Raw genomic sequence first — 14,059 nt, 5'->3', positions numbered from 1 at the left:
GGAATGTGTCGGCGGCCGAGGAGACTCCGGGAGCGAGTGGCACACATACGAAAGCCGTCGCCAGTACGGCGACGGCCCTTCGCGCCATCAGAGTGGGGGTCATCCGGCACACTATATAAGTCGGATGATCAAGCGTCTCGGGTCTTTCCCGAGAAGTACCCGCCAATTAGGCCCGCGACGGCATCGCGCGAATCGACCGAGCCGCCGGAGCCTGGAGCCGGCGTCTCCATTGCCAGCTCAGAACCTTTCGGGAGGCCATCGCCGGCCCGAATCCTTGACGGGACGAAGCTCTGGGCGGCGCGCGGCCTGGCGTGGTGGGCGCGGGTCGGTCAGTGCGGGTTGAAGCTGCCGTAGGCGCCGCGGTGGAACAGCAGCGGCGTCTCCTCGTCGCCCGCCTGCAGGTGCGTGACCCGGCCGACGACGATGTGGTGGTCCCCGGCGTCGTGCAGTTGCTCGGTGACGCAGTCGATCCAGGCGACCGCGCCGTCGATGATCGGATTTCCGGCGGGGGACGGGCGCCAGCCGATGTCGTGGAACTTGTCCGTCTTGCGGACGGCCACGGCGCGGCAGACGTCCTCCTGGCCGGCGGCCAGCACGTTCACGCAGAACCGCTCGCCCGACGCGCGCAGCGCGCGCCATGAGCTGGAGCCCTTGTCGGGGAGGAAGGCCACCAGCGGCGGGTCGAGCGAGACGGAGGTGAACGAGCCGACCGTCATGCCGATGGGGGCGCCGGCCGGGTCGAGGGCGGTCACCACGACGACGCCGGTCGGGTAGTGGCCGAGCACGTGGCGGAAGCGGTCGGGTTCGATGACCGGGGCGCCGGTGCCGTGGGCGGTGAGGGCCATGGCGGGAACTCCTCCCTGTAGCGATCGCTACAGAGACTGCCATGCGAACCCCCGGTGTGACAACCGCCCGTTTCCGCCGGGTCGCTCCGCCGGGGGTCCGCCGCCCCGGTCAGCCCGCGTCCGCGACCGCCTGCTCGACGATCGCCACGATGATCGCGATGAAGTCGTCCGGATCCCCGGCCGCGTCGATCTGGTGGGCGAGGAAGAGGCCGTCGGTCGAGGCCACCACGATGCGGGCCAGGTCCATCGCCAGCTCGGGGCGGCGCGCCCGCAGCTCGGTGCTGAACTGGGAGGTGAACCAGGCCGCGATGCTGCTCGCGACCGCGTCGCGCGTGGCCAGGAAGTACCGGCGCGCCTCGGGCTCGACCTCGCGGGACTCCAGCAGGAGCATGTGGCCGATGCGCAGGAAGTCGGGGGCGCCGGGCAGGCCGCGCGTCGAGCGCGCCAGGATGTCGCGCAGCCCCTCGCCCAGCGACCGCTCGTCGCGCGGATCGCGCTCCCAGCGCGGCTCGGCGGCGATCCACTGCTCGAAGCTGTGCCGCACGACCTCCGCGAGCAGGTGGTCCTTGTCCCGGAAGAACCAGTACACCGAGCTGGCCGGCAGGCCGGAGCGCTTGGTGACCTTGGAGATCGTGGTGCCCTCGTAGCCGCACTCCGCGGCGATCTCGGCGGCGGCCGTGAGGATGCGGACGCGGGACATCTCCCGGTCGTCGGCGGGGCCGGGGGAGGCGGGGGGAACGGTGCTCACGCCGCCTCGCCCAGCCACGCGACGGCCTGCGCGTAGGCGCCGGCGGCGATCAGGTCGACCATGCGCTCCAGGTTCCAGCCCCGCTCCGAGCGGACGCCGACGTACAGCCCGTCCATGACCGCGAGGTGGAAGCGGGCCATCCGGTCGGCGACGTCCCGCCCGCGCTCCGGGTCTCCGGCGGGCAGCACCTGCTCCCACCAGCTCCGGATGGCGGCGCGGGTCTCGTCGCGGACCTCGATGTAGCGTCGCCGCGCGGCCGGCTCCTTCGGGCGGTTCGCCAGGCCAAGCATGAGGCCGAGCCGCCAGAACTCCGGCCGGTCGGCGATGGCGCGCGAGGCCCGCTGGAGCCGGTCGCGGACCTCCTCCGCGGGGTCGCCGATCCGGACGCGCTCCTGCCAGGTGGGGGCGGTCTCCCGCCAGCGCCGGTAGCTGAACTCCAGGGTCTCGGCGAGCAGCTGGTCCTTGTTGCGGAAGTGCCAGTAGACGGAGCTCGGCGGCAGGCCGGTGGCCTCCGTCACCAGGCCGATCGAGGTGCCGTCGTAGCCGCGCTCGGCGGCGATGGCGAGGGTCGCCTCCAGGATCCGCAGCCTCGACTCCTCACCTTGCTGGTGGCGTCGTGCCGTCTTGCGCATCTGCACCTTGCTCCTCTGACCTTCGGAAACTGCGCCCCGGCAGGGGGTTGTGTCGACCATCACATCATGGGTACGGTCGCCACGCGTCCCTGTAGTGATCGCTCCAGTCCGTGTAGCGATCAGTACGGATCCATTGTGGCGCGTACGCCTGCGTGGCGACGCATCGGCGTCGGCCGGCGGAACGGAGAGACACCATGCCCACCCCTCGCAGCGATCTCGGCCGCCGACGGCTGATCGCCCCCGTCCTGGCGGCCCTGACGGCGGCCGCGACCCTCGCCGCCTGCGGGTCCGGCGACACCGGCGTCAGCGCCGCCGACGCCAGGACCCAGGCCGCCGACCTCGTCAAGGTCCTCAAGCTCCAGGACGGCGCCGCGCTCGGCGGCGACGTCACCTTCAAGCTCGGCGCGACGCTCACCCTGTCCGGTCCGTCCGCCGCCAACGGCGAGTCCATGCGCAACGCCATCGAACTGGCCGCCAAGCAGATCAAGGCGGCCGGCGGGCCCACGATCGAGCCGAGCGTCAAGGACATCAAGGGCCCCGACCCCGTCGCCGCCAAGCAGGCCGCGTCCGAGCTGGCGGGCGAGCGCGTCCCGGCGAAGATCAGCTCGATGGGGGACGGCCTCGGCGCGATGCTCGCCGACACCGACAAGAACAGGATCCTCACCCTCGACGGCGTCGGCGGCGCCCAGGTCTTCACCCGGGGCACGAAGTACTTCTACGGCACCCGCGAGGTCGCGCCGTCCGACGCGGTCCCCGGCGCCCTGGAGTGGTTCAAGCGGACCCGTCCCGAGGCGCGGACGGTCGGGCTCGCCGGGGTCGACCTCGGCGCGCAGAACGCCGCCATCAAGGCCGACCTGACGAAGAAGTTCGCCGCCGCCGGCCTGACCTTCAACGGCCTGTGGGAGACCGTCGCACCGACCTCCCAGGACTTCGCGAGCATGATCTCCAAGATCAAGAAGAACCCGCCGGACCTGCTCTGGGTGGCCTTCAGCGGCGCGTCGCCCGGCGCCTTCGCCGCCCAGGCCAAGAGCGCAGGCCTCAAGAGCCGGCTCGTCGGCATCGAGTTCACGCAGGAGGCCGTCAAGGCGTCCAAGGGCGTGCTCGACTCCGACGGCTTCACGTTCGCCATGGACTACTTCGACGCGTCGGCGCCGGCCAACCCGCTGGCCAGGCTCTTCGCCGACTCCTACCGGAAGGCCTACGGGCAGCCGGCGGACTTCTACGCCGCCAACGCCTACGAGGAGACGCTGATGGTCTGGGACCTCATCCGCCGCGTCAAGGCGGCCGGCGGCGACCCCGCCGACAGCGCCCAGCTCAAGGCCGCGCTGGAGAAGGAGCCGGTGTTCGCCTCCGTCTACGGCGGCGACGCCGCCACCGTCGGCACCCTCAAGATCGACCTCGCGACGCACGGCGTCGCGAGCCGCCCCATGGGGGTGTTCCAGTACAAGGACGGCAAGGTCGAGACGCTCGCCACCTACAACGTCGGCGGCCAGGAGTTCCGCCTCGCCGACTGACCGCCGCCTCCCGGGGACGGCCCGCGACGGGCCGTCCCCGGCCCTCGATCCGGGGAGGATCCATGCACGACCTTCTGGGCGGCGAACTCTGGCAGCTGACCGTCAACGGTCTCGTCCGGGGCGCCTTCTACGCCGCGCTCGGCGCCGGGCTCGCGCTCGTCATCGGCGTCACCGCCCGCTTCCACTTCGCCTACGCGCTCACCTACACCGTCGCCCCGTACGCCGCCTTCTGGGTGATGGACGGCCTCGGCGCGCCGTTCTGGCCGTCGGCGCTCGCCGGGCTCGCGGCGGCGGTCGCCGTCAGCGTGCTGCTCGAAGCCGGCGTCTACGAGCCCGTCGCCCGCCGCGCCGCCGACCGCGCCATGCTCGCCGTGCTGGTGACCTCCATCGGCGTCAGCACCGCCGGCATCGCGCTCCTGCAGTTGAGGTTCGGGACCAGCAGCCTGCCCTTCTACGGGCCGGACGTTGTGCAGCACCGGTTCGGGCCGGTGCGGATCTCCGACTTCGAGCTGGAGCAGACGGCCACCTGCCTGGTCCTCGTCGCGGGGCTCGCCGCCTTCCTGGCGTTCACCCCGATCGGCCGCTCGATCAAGGCCGTCCGCAGCAACCCGGGCCTCGCGGCCGTGCTGGGGATCGGGGTCCGCCGCGTCAACCTCGTCTGCTTCGCCGTCGCCGGGCTCATCTCGGGCGCCTGCGCCCTCTGGTACGGCCTCCTCTACACGGTGCAGCCGAGCATGGGCGACTCGACCGTCGTCTACGGCTTCGTGGTCGCCTTCCTCGCGGGCACCCGCTCGTCCCCGCTGCGCGCCCTGCCCGTCGGCGTCGGGCTCGGCCTGCTGGAGCAGTGGGCGTCGAACTGGCTGCCGCTGCAGTGGACGCAGACCGCCGTCTTCGTCGTCCTCACCGCCTACCTCGCGTTCCTGGCGGTGAAGGGCCGGCTTCCCCGCCCGCGCCTCGCCCGTCCCGCGCCGCTGAGGAAGGCCTGACGCCATGTGGATCAACTATCTGGACCAGGCGCTGCTGCTCGCGGCGCTCGCCGTCTGCGTCAACCTGCTCGTCGGCTACGCCGGGCAGGTCTCCGTCGCGCACGCCGCCTTCGCGGGCGTCGGCGGGTACACCGTCTGCTTCCTCGCCGGCGCGCACGGCTGGCCCTACCTCGCCTCCCTCGCCGCCGCCGTGCTGGTCGCCACCGCGCTCGGCGTGGTGATCGGGCTGATCGCGCTCGGTCTCGCCGAGGAGTTCCTCATCCTGATGACGCTGGCGTTCTCGCTCGGGCTCATCGGCGTCCTCGCCACCTTCGACTCCCTCGGCGGCGTCACCGGCATCACCGGCGTCGAGGGCCTGCGGCTGTTCGGGCTGGACCTGCGGACGCCGGAGGACTGGCTGGTCCCGTCGGCGGTGCTGCTCGTGCTGGTCTTCGCCGTCTGCCGGCGCATCGGCGAATCGCCCTACGGGCTGGTGCTCAAGGGCGTTCGCGAGGACGCCGTGGCGACCCGCGCGCTCGGCAAGAACACCTTCGGCTACAAGATCGGCATCTTCGCGATCACCAGCGGGCTGACCGGGCTGGTCGGCGGCCTCTACTCGGGCTGGCTGGGCCAGGCGACCCCGTCGGCGTTCGGGTTCCCGCTCGCCATGGCCGTGTTCGCGATGGTCGTCGTCGGCGGCAACGCCAACCTCGCGGGCTCGATCGCGGCCGCCGTCGCGCTGACGATGATCGAGCCGGTGCTGCGCGAGGTGCTCGGGGTGCAGAGCACCCAGGCCGCGCTGGTGCAGGTGGTGCTGTACGGCGCCCTGCTGCTGCTCGTCATGCTCGTCCGGCCTCAGGGCCTGTTCCCCGAACGCTCCCGGCGGGCCGCCGCGTCCGCCGTGCCGGAGGCGGCCGCCGCGTCGCCCGCGCCGCCGGTGAAGGCCGCGCTCAGGCCGGTCGACCCGGCCGCCCGCGCCGCGGCCGACGTCGTGCTGCGGGCGGAGGGCCTGTCCAAGCGGTTCGGCGGCATCGTCGCCGCCAAGGACATCGGCCTCGAACTGCGGCGCGGCACGATCACGGCGCTCGTCGGCCCGAACGGGGCCGGGAAGACGACGGCGTTCAACCTGCTCACCGGCACGGTCGTCCCCGACACCGGCTCGGTGACGCTGAACGGCGCGGAACTGGTCGGGATGCGCCCCGACCTGGTCGTCCGCGCCGGGCTCGCGAGGACCTTCCAGGACGTCCGGTTGCTGAACCGGCTGACCTGCCTGGAGAACGTCATGCTCGCCGTCCCCGGCCAGCCCGGGGAGCGGATCGGCCGCCTGTTCGCGCCCGGCCGCGGCGTCTCCCGGGCGGACCGCGAGGTCGCCGCGCAGGCGATGCGGTGGCTGGAGTTCGTCGGCATGGCCGACCAGGCGGGGACGCCGGCCGACGCGCTGTCCTACGGCCAGTCGAAGCTGGTCTCGCTGGCGCGGGCGCTGGCGACCCGGGCCGACGTGCTGCTGCTCGACGAGCCGGCCTCCGGCGTCGACGCGGCCTGGGTGGAGACCATGCTCGCCATGGTCGCGGCCGTCCGGGACGAGGGCCGCACCGTCTGCCTGGTCGAGCACAACCTCGACGTGGTCCGGCAACTGGCCGACCACACCTGCTTCATGGAACTCGGCGAGATCACCGCGTCCGGCACGCTCGACGAGCTGACCGGCTCGGCCCGGCTGGCCGAGGCCTACTTCGGCGCCCAGTGACGGGCGCGCCCAGGGAGGACGGATGAGTCAGGACAGCGCGGTGCGGGACGCGCCGCTGCTCGACGTGAGCGGCCTGGTCGCCGGCTACGGCCGCAAGGAGGTGCTGCACGGGGTCGGCCTCCGCGTCGGGGCGGGGGAGATCGTGACCCTGATGGGGCACAACGGCGCGGGCAAGACGACCACGATCCGGTCCGTGCTCGGCACGGTCCGGCCGCGCGCCGGGACCGTCCGGATCGCCGGACGGGACACCGCGCGCCGGCCCGTCCGCAGGGCCGTCGCCGCGGGCGCCGCGATGATCCCGTCGGAGCGGTTCGTGTTCCCCGACCTGTCGGTGCACGACAACCTGCTGCTCGGCGCCGCGAACGCGCCGTCCGGGACGAGCACGGCGGAGCGCCTCGCGACCGTCGGGGAGCTGTTCCCGATCCTCGGCGAGCGCGCGAGGCAGGCGGCGGGCTCGATGTCCGGCGGCCAGCAGCGGATGGTCAGCCTCGGCATGGCGCTGATGGCCCGGCCCCGGTTGCTGCTGCTGGACGAGCCGTCGCTCGGCCTCGCCCCCTCGGTCGTGGAGGCCATCTTCGAACGCCTGCGGCGCCTCGCCGACGACGAGGGCCTCGGCATCCTGCTGCTGGAACAGAACGTCCGGCAGGCACTGAAGATCGCCGACCGCGCCTACGTCATGCGCTCGGGCCGCGTGATCCTGGAGGAGACCGCCGAGCGGATGCGCGACCGCGGCGACTTCTGGGACCTCTTCTGACGGGCTTGTTCTGACGGGCTTGGCCGGAGCGCCGGAAAGGCCTCTTCCGCGGTGACCGGTTCCTGTCAGGTGACTGTCGGGTTCCGGATCTCGCGTGGATGATGATCAAAAGCAGGGGAAGCCCGTGGTCATCGGAGGCAGGAATGCTCGCCAGGCGGTTCGGCTACGCGGTCTCTCCCGCGCCGGCGGCGATCGTCACCCCGTCCGTCCTCGGCCAGCTCGACAAGGCCGCACGCATGAACCGCGTGCTTTCGATCATCTTCTCGGTGTGCGGTGCGGCGGGGTCGGTCGCCATGATCTTGACGCTCGGGGACGAACTGTCCCTCTCCGGCCTTGTGGGCGGGGTGCTCGCAGGGTGGGCGGTCCTGCTGGTCGTATGGCTGTTCGCGAGGAGCCAGGAGCGGGTGCGCGGCCCCTACGGCGAGGGCCTGTCGGGGCCGGAGGCGCACCGGCTCAGACGAGTTCTGACCGAGCAGCCATGGCAGGTCTGGCCATGCCGGGTGGAGCTCGTCCGCGACTTTGTTAACCCCGCGGCGCTGGTTCACGTGTTCCTTCTGGATCCGGACCAGAACGTGGCGGGGGTGATGAAGACCCGCCTCCAGCGCGGCACCTGGAACTCCATCACCGACGGCTACGGGGTGCTGTGGTTCGCCGGAGATCTGAGGTTCGGTGGCGCGCTCGCCCATCCGGCGGATCCCGCCGACCCGACGGTGTCGTACGCCGACGCCGTCCCGCAGCGATCCGCCAGTGCGTCACCTGGCGATTCCGTCCTCGTCGAGGAACTCCAGCGGCAGGCGATCGGCTGGACGTTCGGCCAGCTCTGACTCCGCCACCCGGCGAAGCGGTCCCGGTGGACCCGGCCGCGGTACCGACCGGAGCCCCGGCCCTTGTGGGGCCGGGGCTCTCGTGTGCGGCTCACTGGAAGGTGTGCTCCATCTCGCCGATTCCCTCGACCCAGGTGCGCAGGGTTTCCCCGGGGCGCAGGAAGCGCTGCGGGGTGCGGCCGAGGCCGACGCCGTCGGGGGTGCCGGTGAAGATCACGTCGCCGGGGCGCAGGGTGACGACCCGCGACAGGTCCGCGATCGTGCGGGGGATCGAGAAGATCAGCTTGGACGTGCGGCCGTCCTGGACGGTCTCGCCGTCGATCGAGCAGCCGAGCGCGAGGTCGTCGCGGTCGGGGATCTCGTCGAGGGTCACCAGCCAGGGGCCGATCGGCGCGAAGCCCGGATGGGACTTGGCGAGGCCGAACTGCGGGGCCTCGCCGGTGAACTGGAGGATCCGCTCCGAGAGGTCCTGGCCGACCGACAGGCCGGCGACGTGGTCCCACGCCTCGCCGGCCGCGACGCGGTGGGCCGTCCGGCCGATGACCGCGACGACCTCGACCTCCCAGTCCGTGTGGCCGCCCTCGGGCAGGGCGATCTGCCCGTACGGGCCGGTGAGGGACGAGGCGAACTTGGTGAAGACCGGCGGCAGGTCCTTCGGCGGCTCGAAGCCGGTCTCCGCGGCGTGGTCGGCGTAGTTCAGCCCGATCGCGATCACCTGGGACGGCGCCGGCGACGGCGGGCCGAGACGGGCGGCGTCGATCTCGACGTCCGGGACGGGAGCGGCGGTGGCCGCCCAGGCCGTGAAGGCGTCCCAGCGGTCGTAGAGGCTCTGCGGGTCGGGGCCGAAGCGGCCGTCCGAGGCCGTCGCGACGTCCGCTGCCTTGCCGTCGGCGACGACCAGCACCGCTCGGCCCGCGTGGTTGGCGATGCGCATGCGCGTCTCCTCAGAGGTGGCCGTCGACGAGGCCCGTCAGGAGCCGCTCGAAGGTCCGGGGGTGCTCGATCTGGGTCCAGTGGCCGCACCGCCCGAGGACGTACAGGTGCGCGTTCGGGATCGCGGCGGCGAAGTACCTGCTCGCCTCGACGGGGATGATCCGGTCGTCGCGGCCGTGGACGCACAGCACCTCGTGGGTGAGGGTCGCGAGTTCCTCGGGAGTGAAGAAGCGGCGGGCGCCGTCCGGGTCGAAGGACGCCTCGTGCGAGCGCCGGACGTCCTCGCGGTTCACGTAGGCCATCCGCTCGGCCACGACCCGGTCGACGGTGTCGCGCATGGGTTCGAGGTCGTACACGAACTCGCCGAGCAGCTCCTTGAGGGACTCCGCGCTCGGGTTCGCGTAGAACTCGCGCAGGTGCCGCAGACCGGGGCTGACCGGCATGTCCGGCGCGCCGCCGCTGCCCATCAGGAGGATCCTGCCGATCAGGTGCGGCCGGGCCAGCGTCATCAGGAGGGCGAGCTGGCCGCCCATGGAGTTGCCGACGAGGTGGACCTTGCCCAGGCCGAGGGCGTCGACGAGCGCCAGCAGCGCCTCGGCCCGCAGTTCGTTGAACGGGCCCATGCCGCGCGGCGCGTCGGCGGGATGCGAGGAGTCGCCGAACCCGATCTGGTCGGGCGCCAGGCACCAGTACCGGTGCCCGAGGCCGGTGATGATCCGCTCCCAGTTCGACAGCCCGGTCGCGCCGGGCCCCGAGCCGTGCAGGAACAGCACGGCCTCCGGGCCGCGCTCCCCGGTCTCGTGCAGCCGGAACGTCAGGTCGCCGCCGCGGACCTGGACGGCGACGTCGGACGAGGTGATCACAGGTGGACCTCCGCGGGCTTCGCCGCGCCGAGGTGCCGGCCGCCCCACGCCTTGGCCAGCGGATCGCCGAACAGGAAGGCGTGGCCGCCGGCGGCCATGGCGTCCTGGAACCTGGTCTGGAGCGGGTGGTCGACGAAGGCGGAACGGCCCGACGAGACCCGCATCAGCGCCTGGACGGTGTCGACCGCCGCGTTCGCCGACCGGGCGACGTCCCAGCGCCAGAAGGCGCGCTGCTCCAGGGAGGGGACCTCCTCGCGCTCGGCGTGCTCCATCAGCTCCTCGGCCGCGCGCCTGACCTTCAGGACGGCGGCGTCGAGCTGCCAGGCCGCCTCGGCGAGGTGGTGCTGCACGACCGGCTCCTCGCGCAGCGACTGGCCGTAGTTGGTGCGCCGGGCGCGGGTCTCGGCGACCCACCGGTCGTAGAAGCCGAGGCAGGCGCCGAGGGCCCCGGCGGCGATGATCAGGTTGAAGGTGACCGCCCAGGGCGTCCGGTACAGCGGCCCGTCGTTGAGCTCCTGGCCGGGCAGCGGGGTGCCGAGGCCGTGCGTGTAGTACACGTGCGACTGGCCGCGGTGCTCGGGGACGAACACGCCGTCCACGACGATGTCGTCGGAGCCGGTGCCGCGCAGGCCCGCGACGTTCCAGGTCTGCTCGATCCGGTAGTCGGCGGCGTCGAGGATGACGGAGGTGAAGTCGGGGTGCTCGACGCCGTTCACCTCGCGGCGTCCGGCGATCCCGCCGAGGATGACGCCGTCGCAGATGCCGCTGCCGGAGGAGAAGCTCCACCGTCCCGACACCCGGTAGCCGCCGGGGACCTTCTCGATCTTCCCGGTCGGCGTGTAGGACGAGGCGATCCTGCGGGCCGGGTCGGCGCCCCAGATCTCCTTCTGCGTCTCCTCGGGGAACAGGGCGATCTGCCACGGGTGGACGCCGACGACGGAGGCCACCCAGCCGGCGGACGCCGAGGCGCGGCCGATCTCGACCACCGTCTCGGCGTACTCGGCGAGGTGGGCCTCGCCGCCGCCCCAGCGCGCGGGCTGCAGCGCCCGCAGGACGCCCGTCGATTCGAGCGCCGCGACGGCCTCCGCGGTGAGCCTGCCCTGCTCCGCGCTCGGGGCGTCGGCCGCGGCGAGCGCCGGCGCGGCCGCCCGCGCCTTCTCGATCATGCTCATGGTCATCGCGTCCCCGTTCCGACGAAGGTCCGCACGATCGCCTGGAATCGCGCGGCCTGCTCGATCTGCGTCCAGTGGCCGCACCCGCCGATGACGTAGAGGTCCGCCTGCGGCAGGTGTTCGGCGAGGTAGTAGCCGCACTCCAGCGGCACGATGGAGTCCTGGCGGCCGTGCACGACCAGGGCCGGGATGTCGATCTTCGCGAGGTCGTCGGGCCCGAAGCTGAGCATCTCGGGCGCGAACATGGCCCGGTGCCCCGCCTCGATCCAGGGGCGCCGCACGATCGGCATCCGCTCCGCCGCGACCGCCTCGACGGTGTCGCCGAAGGCTTTCTTGTCGTGCACGAACCTCATCAGCAGGTCCGCCATCGCCTCGACGGTCGGATCGTCGAAGTAGGTGATGAGCTTGATCAGGTCCGGGGTCGGCTCCAGGCCCGGCATGCCGCCCGAGCCCATCAGCACGATCCGGTCGACGAGGTCCGGCCGCAACTGGGCCATGCGCAGCGAGTACATCCCGCCCATGGAGTTGCCGACGAGGACGACCTTCTCCAGGCCGAGCGCGTCCACGAGGGCGAACAGCGCGTCGATGCGGACCTCGGCCTGCGCCGCGAAGCCCTGCGGCTGCGGGTCCGGGTGGCTGGAGTCGCCGAAGCCGAGGATGTCGGGGGCGACGCAGTGGTAGGTGTCGCCGAGCCCCTCGATCACCGCTCGCCAGTTGGACGCGGCGGTCACGCCGGGCCCGGAGCCGTGCAGGAAGAGCAGGGCGGGCGCGCCCGGGGCGCCGGTCTGGTTGACGCGCAGGTGGCGGCCGCCGCCGATCGCGACGTCCTCGGTGCGGATCGCGGCGGTCATCCGGCGGCCTCCTCGCCGCCCGCGGGGCGGAAGATGCCGGGAGGCCCGTCCAGGTACGCCTGGGAGCGGTGGTGGCCCCAGATCGACGGCAGGTCGTGGTTGCCCGCCACCCAGGTGAGGTCGTCGACGCTGATCCCGCCGTGCCCGTACTCGATCTGCATCGAGGACGGGGTCTGCACGTAGATCGAGGTCATCAGGTCGTTGGTGTGCCGGCCGAGGGACAGCAGGATCTCCCGCTCCGGGTCGGCCGTGAACAGGTCGATCGCGGTGCCGAGGTCGTCGAAGGACTCGACCTCCAGCATCAGGTGGTTGATCCCGGTCATGCCGGGGATCTCCGCGACGGCCAGCGAGTGGTGGCGGCCGTTGCAGTGGTAGAAGCGCAGGTTGAAGACGTCGCTCTTCACCCGGTCCGACAGCCGGAAGCCCAGCGTCTCGGCGTAGAAGGCGTTGGCGCGGTCGAGGTCCGGCACGATCAGCACCACGTGGCCGAGGCCGAGGTCGCCGGTGACGAAGCGGCCGCGCATGGGGCGTCCGGGGAAGAACGAGTTCGGCTGGGAGAACTGCCCCCAGACGATCTCGTGGCGGTTGCCGAACGGGTCGGTGAACCAGTACAGCTCGGCGACCTGGCGCTCCTTCAGCTCCTCGGCGCCGCCGCCGTGCACCTCGACGCCCTTGCCGCGCAGCTCGGCCGCGTAGGACCGCAGGTCGGTCTCGTTGCCGCAGTCCCACCCGACGTACCGGAGCTCGTCCTGCTCCGCCGGGTGGACGGCGACCCGGTAGCCCTTGTCGTCGACCTTCACCCGGACGGCGCCGTCCGGGCCGTCGCCGGCGATGGTCGCGCCGAGCAGGCGGGGGGCGTAGTCGCGCCACTCCGCGGAGTTCGGGGACGCGATGCCGAGGTAGGCGAGTTGCGTGATCACAGCATGACCTCCGGGGCGGAAGAGTCGAGGAGGGCGGCGCCGTAGTACTGGCCGACGCCGTCGGAGACGAGGAACGCGTGGCCGAGTTCGGCGATGACGTCCTGGTAGAGGCGGTGCAGCGGGTGGTCGACGAAGACGGTGCGGCCGGAGGCGGCCCGCATCAGGTCGTTGATCGCGAAGCCGGTCCGCTGGCAGGCGCGGGTGATGTTCCACCGCAGCCGGGCCCGCTGCCGCTTGTCCAGGAACACCCCGGCCTCGGCGGCCTCGGTGATCGTGTCGATCGCGTCGTACATCTTCATGACGGCGGCGTCGTGGACCCATTCGGCCTCGGCCAGGCGCATCTGCATCAGCGGGTCGTCGGCGTAGGTGCCGCCCCAGTTCGCCCTGCGGACGCGGGTGTCGGCCGTCCAGTCGTCGATGAGGCGGCGGGCGAGCCCGAGCATCGGCGCGACCAGGACGAGGTTGAACATGACCGCCCACGGCAGCTTGTAGAGGGCGCTCGGGTTGGTCTCCATGCCGGGCGCGGGGCGTTCCGGGTTGTACTCGTAGAGCGGGCTGGACAGGAAGCGCCGGGCCGGGATGAAGGCGTCCTCGACGACGATGTCCTTGCTGCCCGTGCCGCGGGAGCCGCGGACGTGCCAGGTGTCCTCGATGGAGTACTGGTCGCGGTGCAGCAGCGCGGACCCGTAGTTCGGCACCTCGACGCCGGGCGCCACCTCGACCTTCCCGGCGAAGCCGCCGAGGATCACGCCCTGGGCGTGGTCGCAGCCGGAGGAGAACGACCAGCGGCCGTGCACGCGGTAGCCGCCGTCGACCGGTTCGATCTTCCCGGTCGGGGCGTAGGAGGAGGAGGCGTTCCAGTCCGGGTCGGACGCCCAGATCTCGGCCTGCGTCTCCTCGGGGAACAGGGCCAGCTGCCAGGGGTGCGAGCCCATGACGCCGGCGACCCAGCCCGCGGACGGGGCGATCCGCCCGAGTTCGTAGACGCCGGTGAGGTGCTCGCGCAGCGACAGCTCGGCGCCGCCCCAGCGCTTGGGCTGGAGGCCGCGCATCAGCCCGGTCTCCTGCATGCGCGTGAAGGCCCGGCCGGTCAGCATGCGCTGGTCGGCCGAAAGGTCCTCCTCGGCGCGAAACTCCGGCTCCAGCCGGCGGATCTCGTCCAGGACGGTCATCGGTGACGTTCCTTCGGGTCGCGGAGAACGGGAGAGCGTGACCGGCATCTCTGTAGCAGTCACTACATGGACCGTAGAGCGATCGCTCCGGGGAAGGCAAGAGGTGGCCGCAGAATTCTGTG

At 72.3% G+C, this 14,059-nt stretch carries 14 protein-coding genes; 5 read left to right on the top strand and 9 right to left on the bottom strand.

Annotated elements, in window-relative coordinates; genetic code table 11:
* Positions 1-329 precede the first annotated feature (329 nt).
* The 3 genes from ABD944_RS07680 to ABD944_RS07670 form a co-directional block, all read right to left on the bottom strand.
* Positions 330-845, bottom strand: a complete 516-nt coding sequence (locus ABD944_RS07680) for a flavin reductase family protein (protein ID WP_345173763.1) — start codon at positions 843-845, stop codon at positions 330-332.
* A gap of 109 nt (positions 846-954) precedes the next feature.
* Complete coding sequence (locus ABD944_RS07675) at positions 955-1,593, bottom strand: TetR/AcrR family transcriptional regulator (protein ID WP_345173760.1); 639 nt, start codon at positions 1,591-1,593, stop codon at positions 955-957.
* A complete protein-coding gene (locus tag ABD944_RS07670) occupies positions 1,590-2,225 on the bottom strand; it encodes a TetR/AcrR family transcriptional regulator (RefSeq protein ID WP_345174184.1) in 636 nt (211 codons plus the stop codon). Before ABD944_RS07670 ends, ABD944_RS07675 begins: the two co-directional genes overlap by 4 nt.
* Positions 2,226-2,419: 194 nt before the next feature.
* On the opposite strand from ABD944_RS07670, the gene ABD944_RS07665 reads away from it, so the two are divergent.
* The 5 genes from ABD944_RS07665 to ABD944_RS07645 all read left to right on the top strand — a co-directional run bounded on the left by ABD944_RS07665 (position 2,420) and on the right by ABD944_RS07645 (position 8,026).
* Positions 2,420-3,739, top strand: coding sequence for an ABC transporter substrate-binding protein (locus tag ABD944_RS07665; RefSeq protein WP_345173757.1), 1,320 nt, complete (start codon positions 2,420-2,422; stop codon positions 3,737-3,739).
* 62 nt (positions 3,740-3,801) lie between these two features.
* A complete protein-coding gene (locus ABD944_RS07660; RefSeq protein ID WP_345173755.1) occupies positions 3,802-4,725 on the top strand; it encodes a branched-chain amino acid ABC transporter permease in 924 nt (307 codons plus the stop codon).
* A 4-nt stretch (positions 4,726-4,729) separates the two neighbouring features.
* Entirely contained in the window at positions 4,730-6,448 is a 1,719-nt protein-coding gene (locus ABD944_RS07655; RefSeq protein WP_345173753.1) for a branched-chain amino acid ABC transporter ATP-binding protein/permease, read from the top strand.
* Between the two features lie 22 nt (positions 6,449-6,470).
* Entirely contained in the window at positions 6,471-7,202 is a 732-nt protein-coding gene (locus ABD944_RS07650) for an ABC transporter ATP-binding protein (RefSeq protein WP_345173750.1), read from the top strand.
* A 143-nt stretch (positions 7,203-7,345) separates the two neighbouring features.
* Positions 7,346-8,026, top strand: coding sequence for a hypothetical protein (locus ABD944_RS07645; RefSeq protein WP_345173747.1), 681 nt, complete (start codon positions 7,346-7,348; stop codon positions 8,024-8,026).
* 91 nt (positions 8,027-8,117) lie between these two features.
* Here the strand turns inward: ABD944_RS07645 and ABD944_RS07640 are convergent, their stop codons facing one another.
* Genes ABD944_RS07640 through ABD944_RS07615 form a run of 6 tightly spaced genes read right to left on the bottom strand, consistent with a single transcriptional unit; the run spans position 8,118 to position 13,937 of the window.
* Positions 8,118-8,960, bottom strand: coding sequence for a fumarylacetoacetate hydrolase family protein (locus ABD944_RS07640; RefSeq protein WP_345173745.1), 843 nt, complete (start codon positions 8,958-8,960; stop codon positions 8,118-8,120).
* Positions 8,961-8,970: 10 nt separating this feature from the next.
* Positions 8,971-9,822, bottom strand: a complete 852-nt coding sequence (locus tag ABD944_RS07635) for an alpha/beta fold hydrolase (protein ID WP_345173743.1) — start codon at positions 9,820-9,822, stop codon at positions 8,971-8,973.
* A complete protein-coding gene (locus tag ABD944_RS07630; protein ID WP_345173741.1) occupies positions 9,819-11,000 on the bottom strand; it encodes an acyl-CoA dehydrogenase family protein in 1,182 nt (393 codons plus the stop codon). Before ABD944_RS07630 ends, ABD944_RS07635 begins: the two co-directional genes overlap by 4 nt.
* Positions 10,997-11,845 carry an alpha/beta fold hydrolase gene (locus ABD944_RS07625; protein ID WP_345173738.1) on the bottom strand — a complete coding sequence of 283 codons (849 nt, stop codon included), beginning with the start codon at positions 11,843-11,845 and terminating at the stop codon, positions 10,997-10,999. The genes ABD944_RS07630 and ABD944_RS07625 overlap by 4 nt, the downstream gene beginning before the upstream one ends.
* The gene (locus ABD944_RS07620) at positions 11,842-12,765 is read right to left on the bottom strand and encodes a VOC family protein (protein WP_345173735.1); all 924 of its coding nucleotides are present in this window, start codon (positions 12,763-12,765) and stop codon (positions 11,842-11,844) included. The genes ABD944_RS07625 and ABD944_RS07620 overlap by 4 nt, the downstream gene beginning before the upstream one ends.
* Positions 12,762-13,937, bottom strand: a complete 1,176-nt coding sequence (locus tag ABD944_RS07615) for an acyl-CoA dehydrogenase family protein (RefSeq protein ID WP_345173734.1) — start codon at positions 13,935-13,937, stop codon at positions 12,762-12,764. The genes ABD944_RS07620 and ABD944_RS07615 overlap by 4 nt, the downstream gene beginning before the upstream one ends.
* Positions 13,938-14,059: the final 122 nt, after the last annotated feature.

The organism is Actinomadura verrucosospora, from assembly GCF_039540335.1.
GTDB lineage: Bacteria > Actinomycetota > Actinomycetes > Streptosporangiales > Streptosporangiaceae > Spirillospora > Spirillospora verrucosospora.
The sequence above is the reverse complement of the archived record's forward strand: the minus strand, read 5'-3'. Positions and strand labels throughout refer to the sequence as shown.

What these genes read in the sequence shown, in the direction of transcription:
- ABD944_RS07630 (WP_345173741.1), bottom strand. Translation starts at nt 11,000, where the DNA reads ATGACCATGAGCATGATCGAGAAGGCGCGGGCGGCCGCGCCGGCGCTC.
- ABD944_RS07625 (WP_345173738.1), bottom strand. Translation starts at nt 11,845, where the DNA reads ATGACCGCCGCGATCCGCACCGAGGACGTCGCGATCGGCGGCGGCCGC.
- ABD944_RS07665 (WP_345173757.1), top strand. Translation starts at nt 2,420, where the DNA reads ATGCCCACCCCTCGCAGCGATCTCGGCCGCCGACGGCTGATCGCCCCC.
- ABD944_RS07650 (WP_345173750.1), top strand. Translation starts at nt 6,471, where the DNA reads ATGAGTCAGGACAGCGCGGTGCGGGACGCGCCGCTGCTCGACGTGAGC.
- ABD944_RS07645 (WP_345173747.1), top strand. Translation starts at nt 7,346, where the DNA reads ATGCTCGCCAGGCGGTTCGGCTACGCGGTCTCTCCCGCGCCGGCGGCG.
- ABD944_RS07640 (WP_345173745.1), bottom strand. Translation starts at nt 8,960, where the DNA reads ATGCGCATCGCCAACCACGCGGGCCGAGCGGTGCTGGTCGTCGCCGAC.
- ABD944_RS07660 (WP_345173755.1), top strand. Translation starts at nt 3,802, where the DNA reads ATGCACGACCTTCTGGGCGGCGAACTCTGGCAGCTGACCGTCAACGGT.
- ABD944_RS07670 (WP_345174184.1), bottom strand. Translation starts at nt 2,225, where the DNA reads ATGCGCAAGACGGCACGACGCCACCAGCAAGGTGAGGAGTCGAGGCTG.
- ABD944_RS07615 (WP_345173734.1), bottom strand. Translation starts at nt 13,937, where the DNA reads ATGACCGTCCTGGACGAGATCCGCCGGCTGGAGCCGGAGTTTCGCGCC.
- ABD944_RS07655 (WP_345173753.1), top strand. Translation starts at nt 4,730, where the DNA reads ATGTGGATCAACTATCTGGACCAGGCGCTGCTGCTCGCGGCGCTCGCC.
- ABD944_RS07680 (WP_345173763.1), bottom strand. Translation starts at nt 845, where the DNA reads ATGGCCCTCACCGCCCACGGCACCGGCGCCCCGGTCATCGAACCCGAC.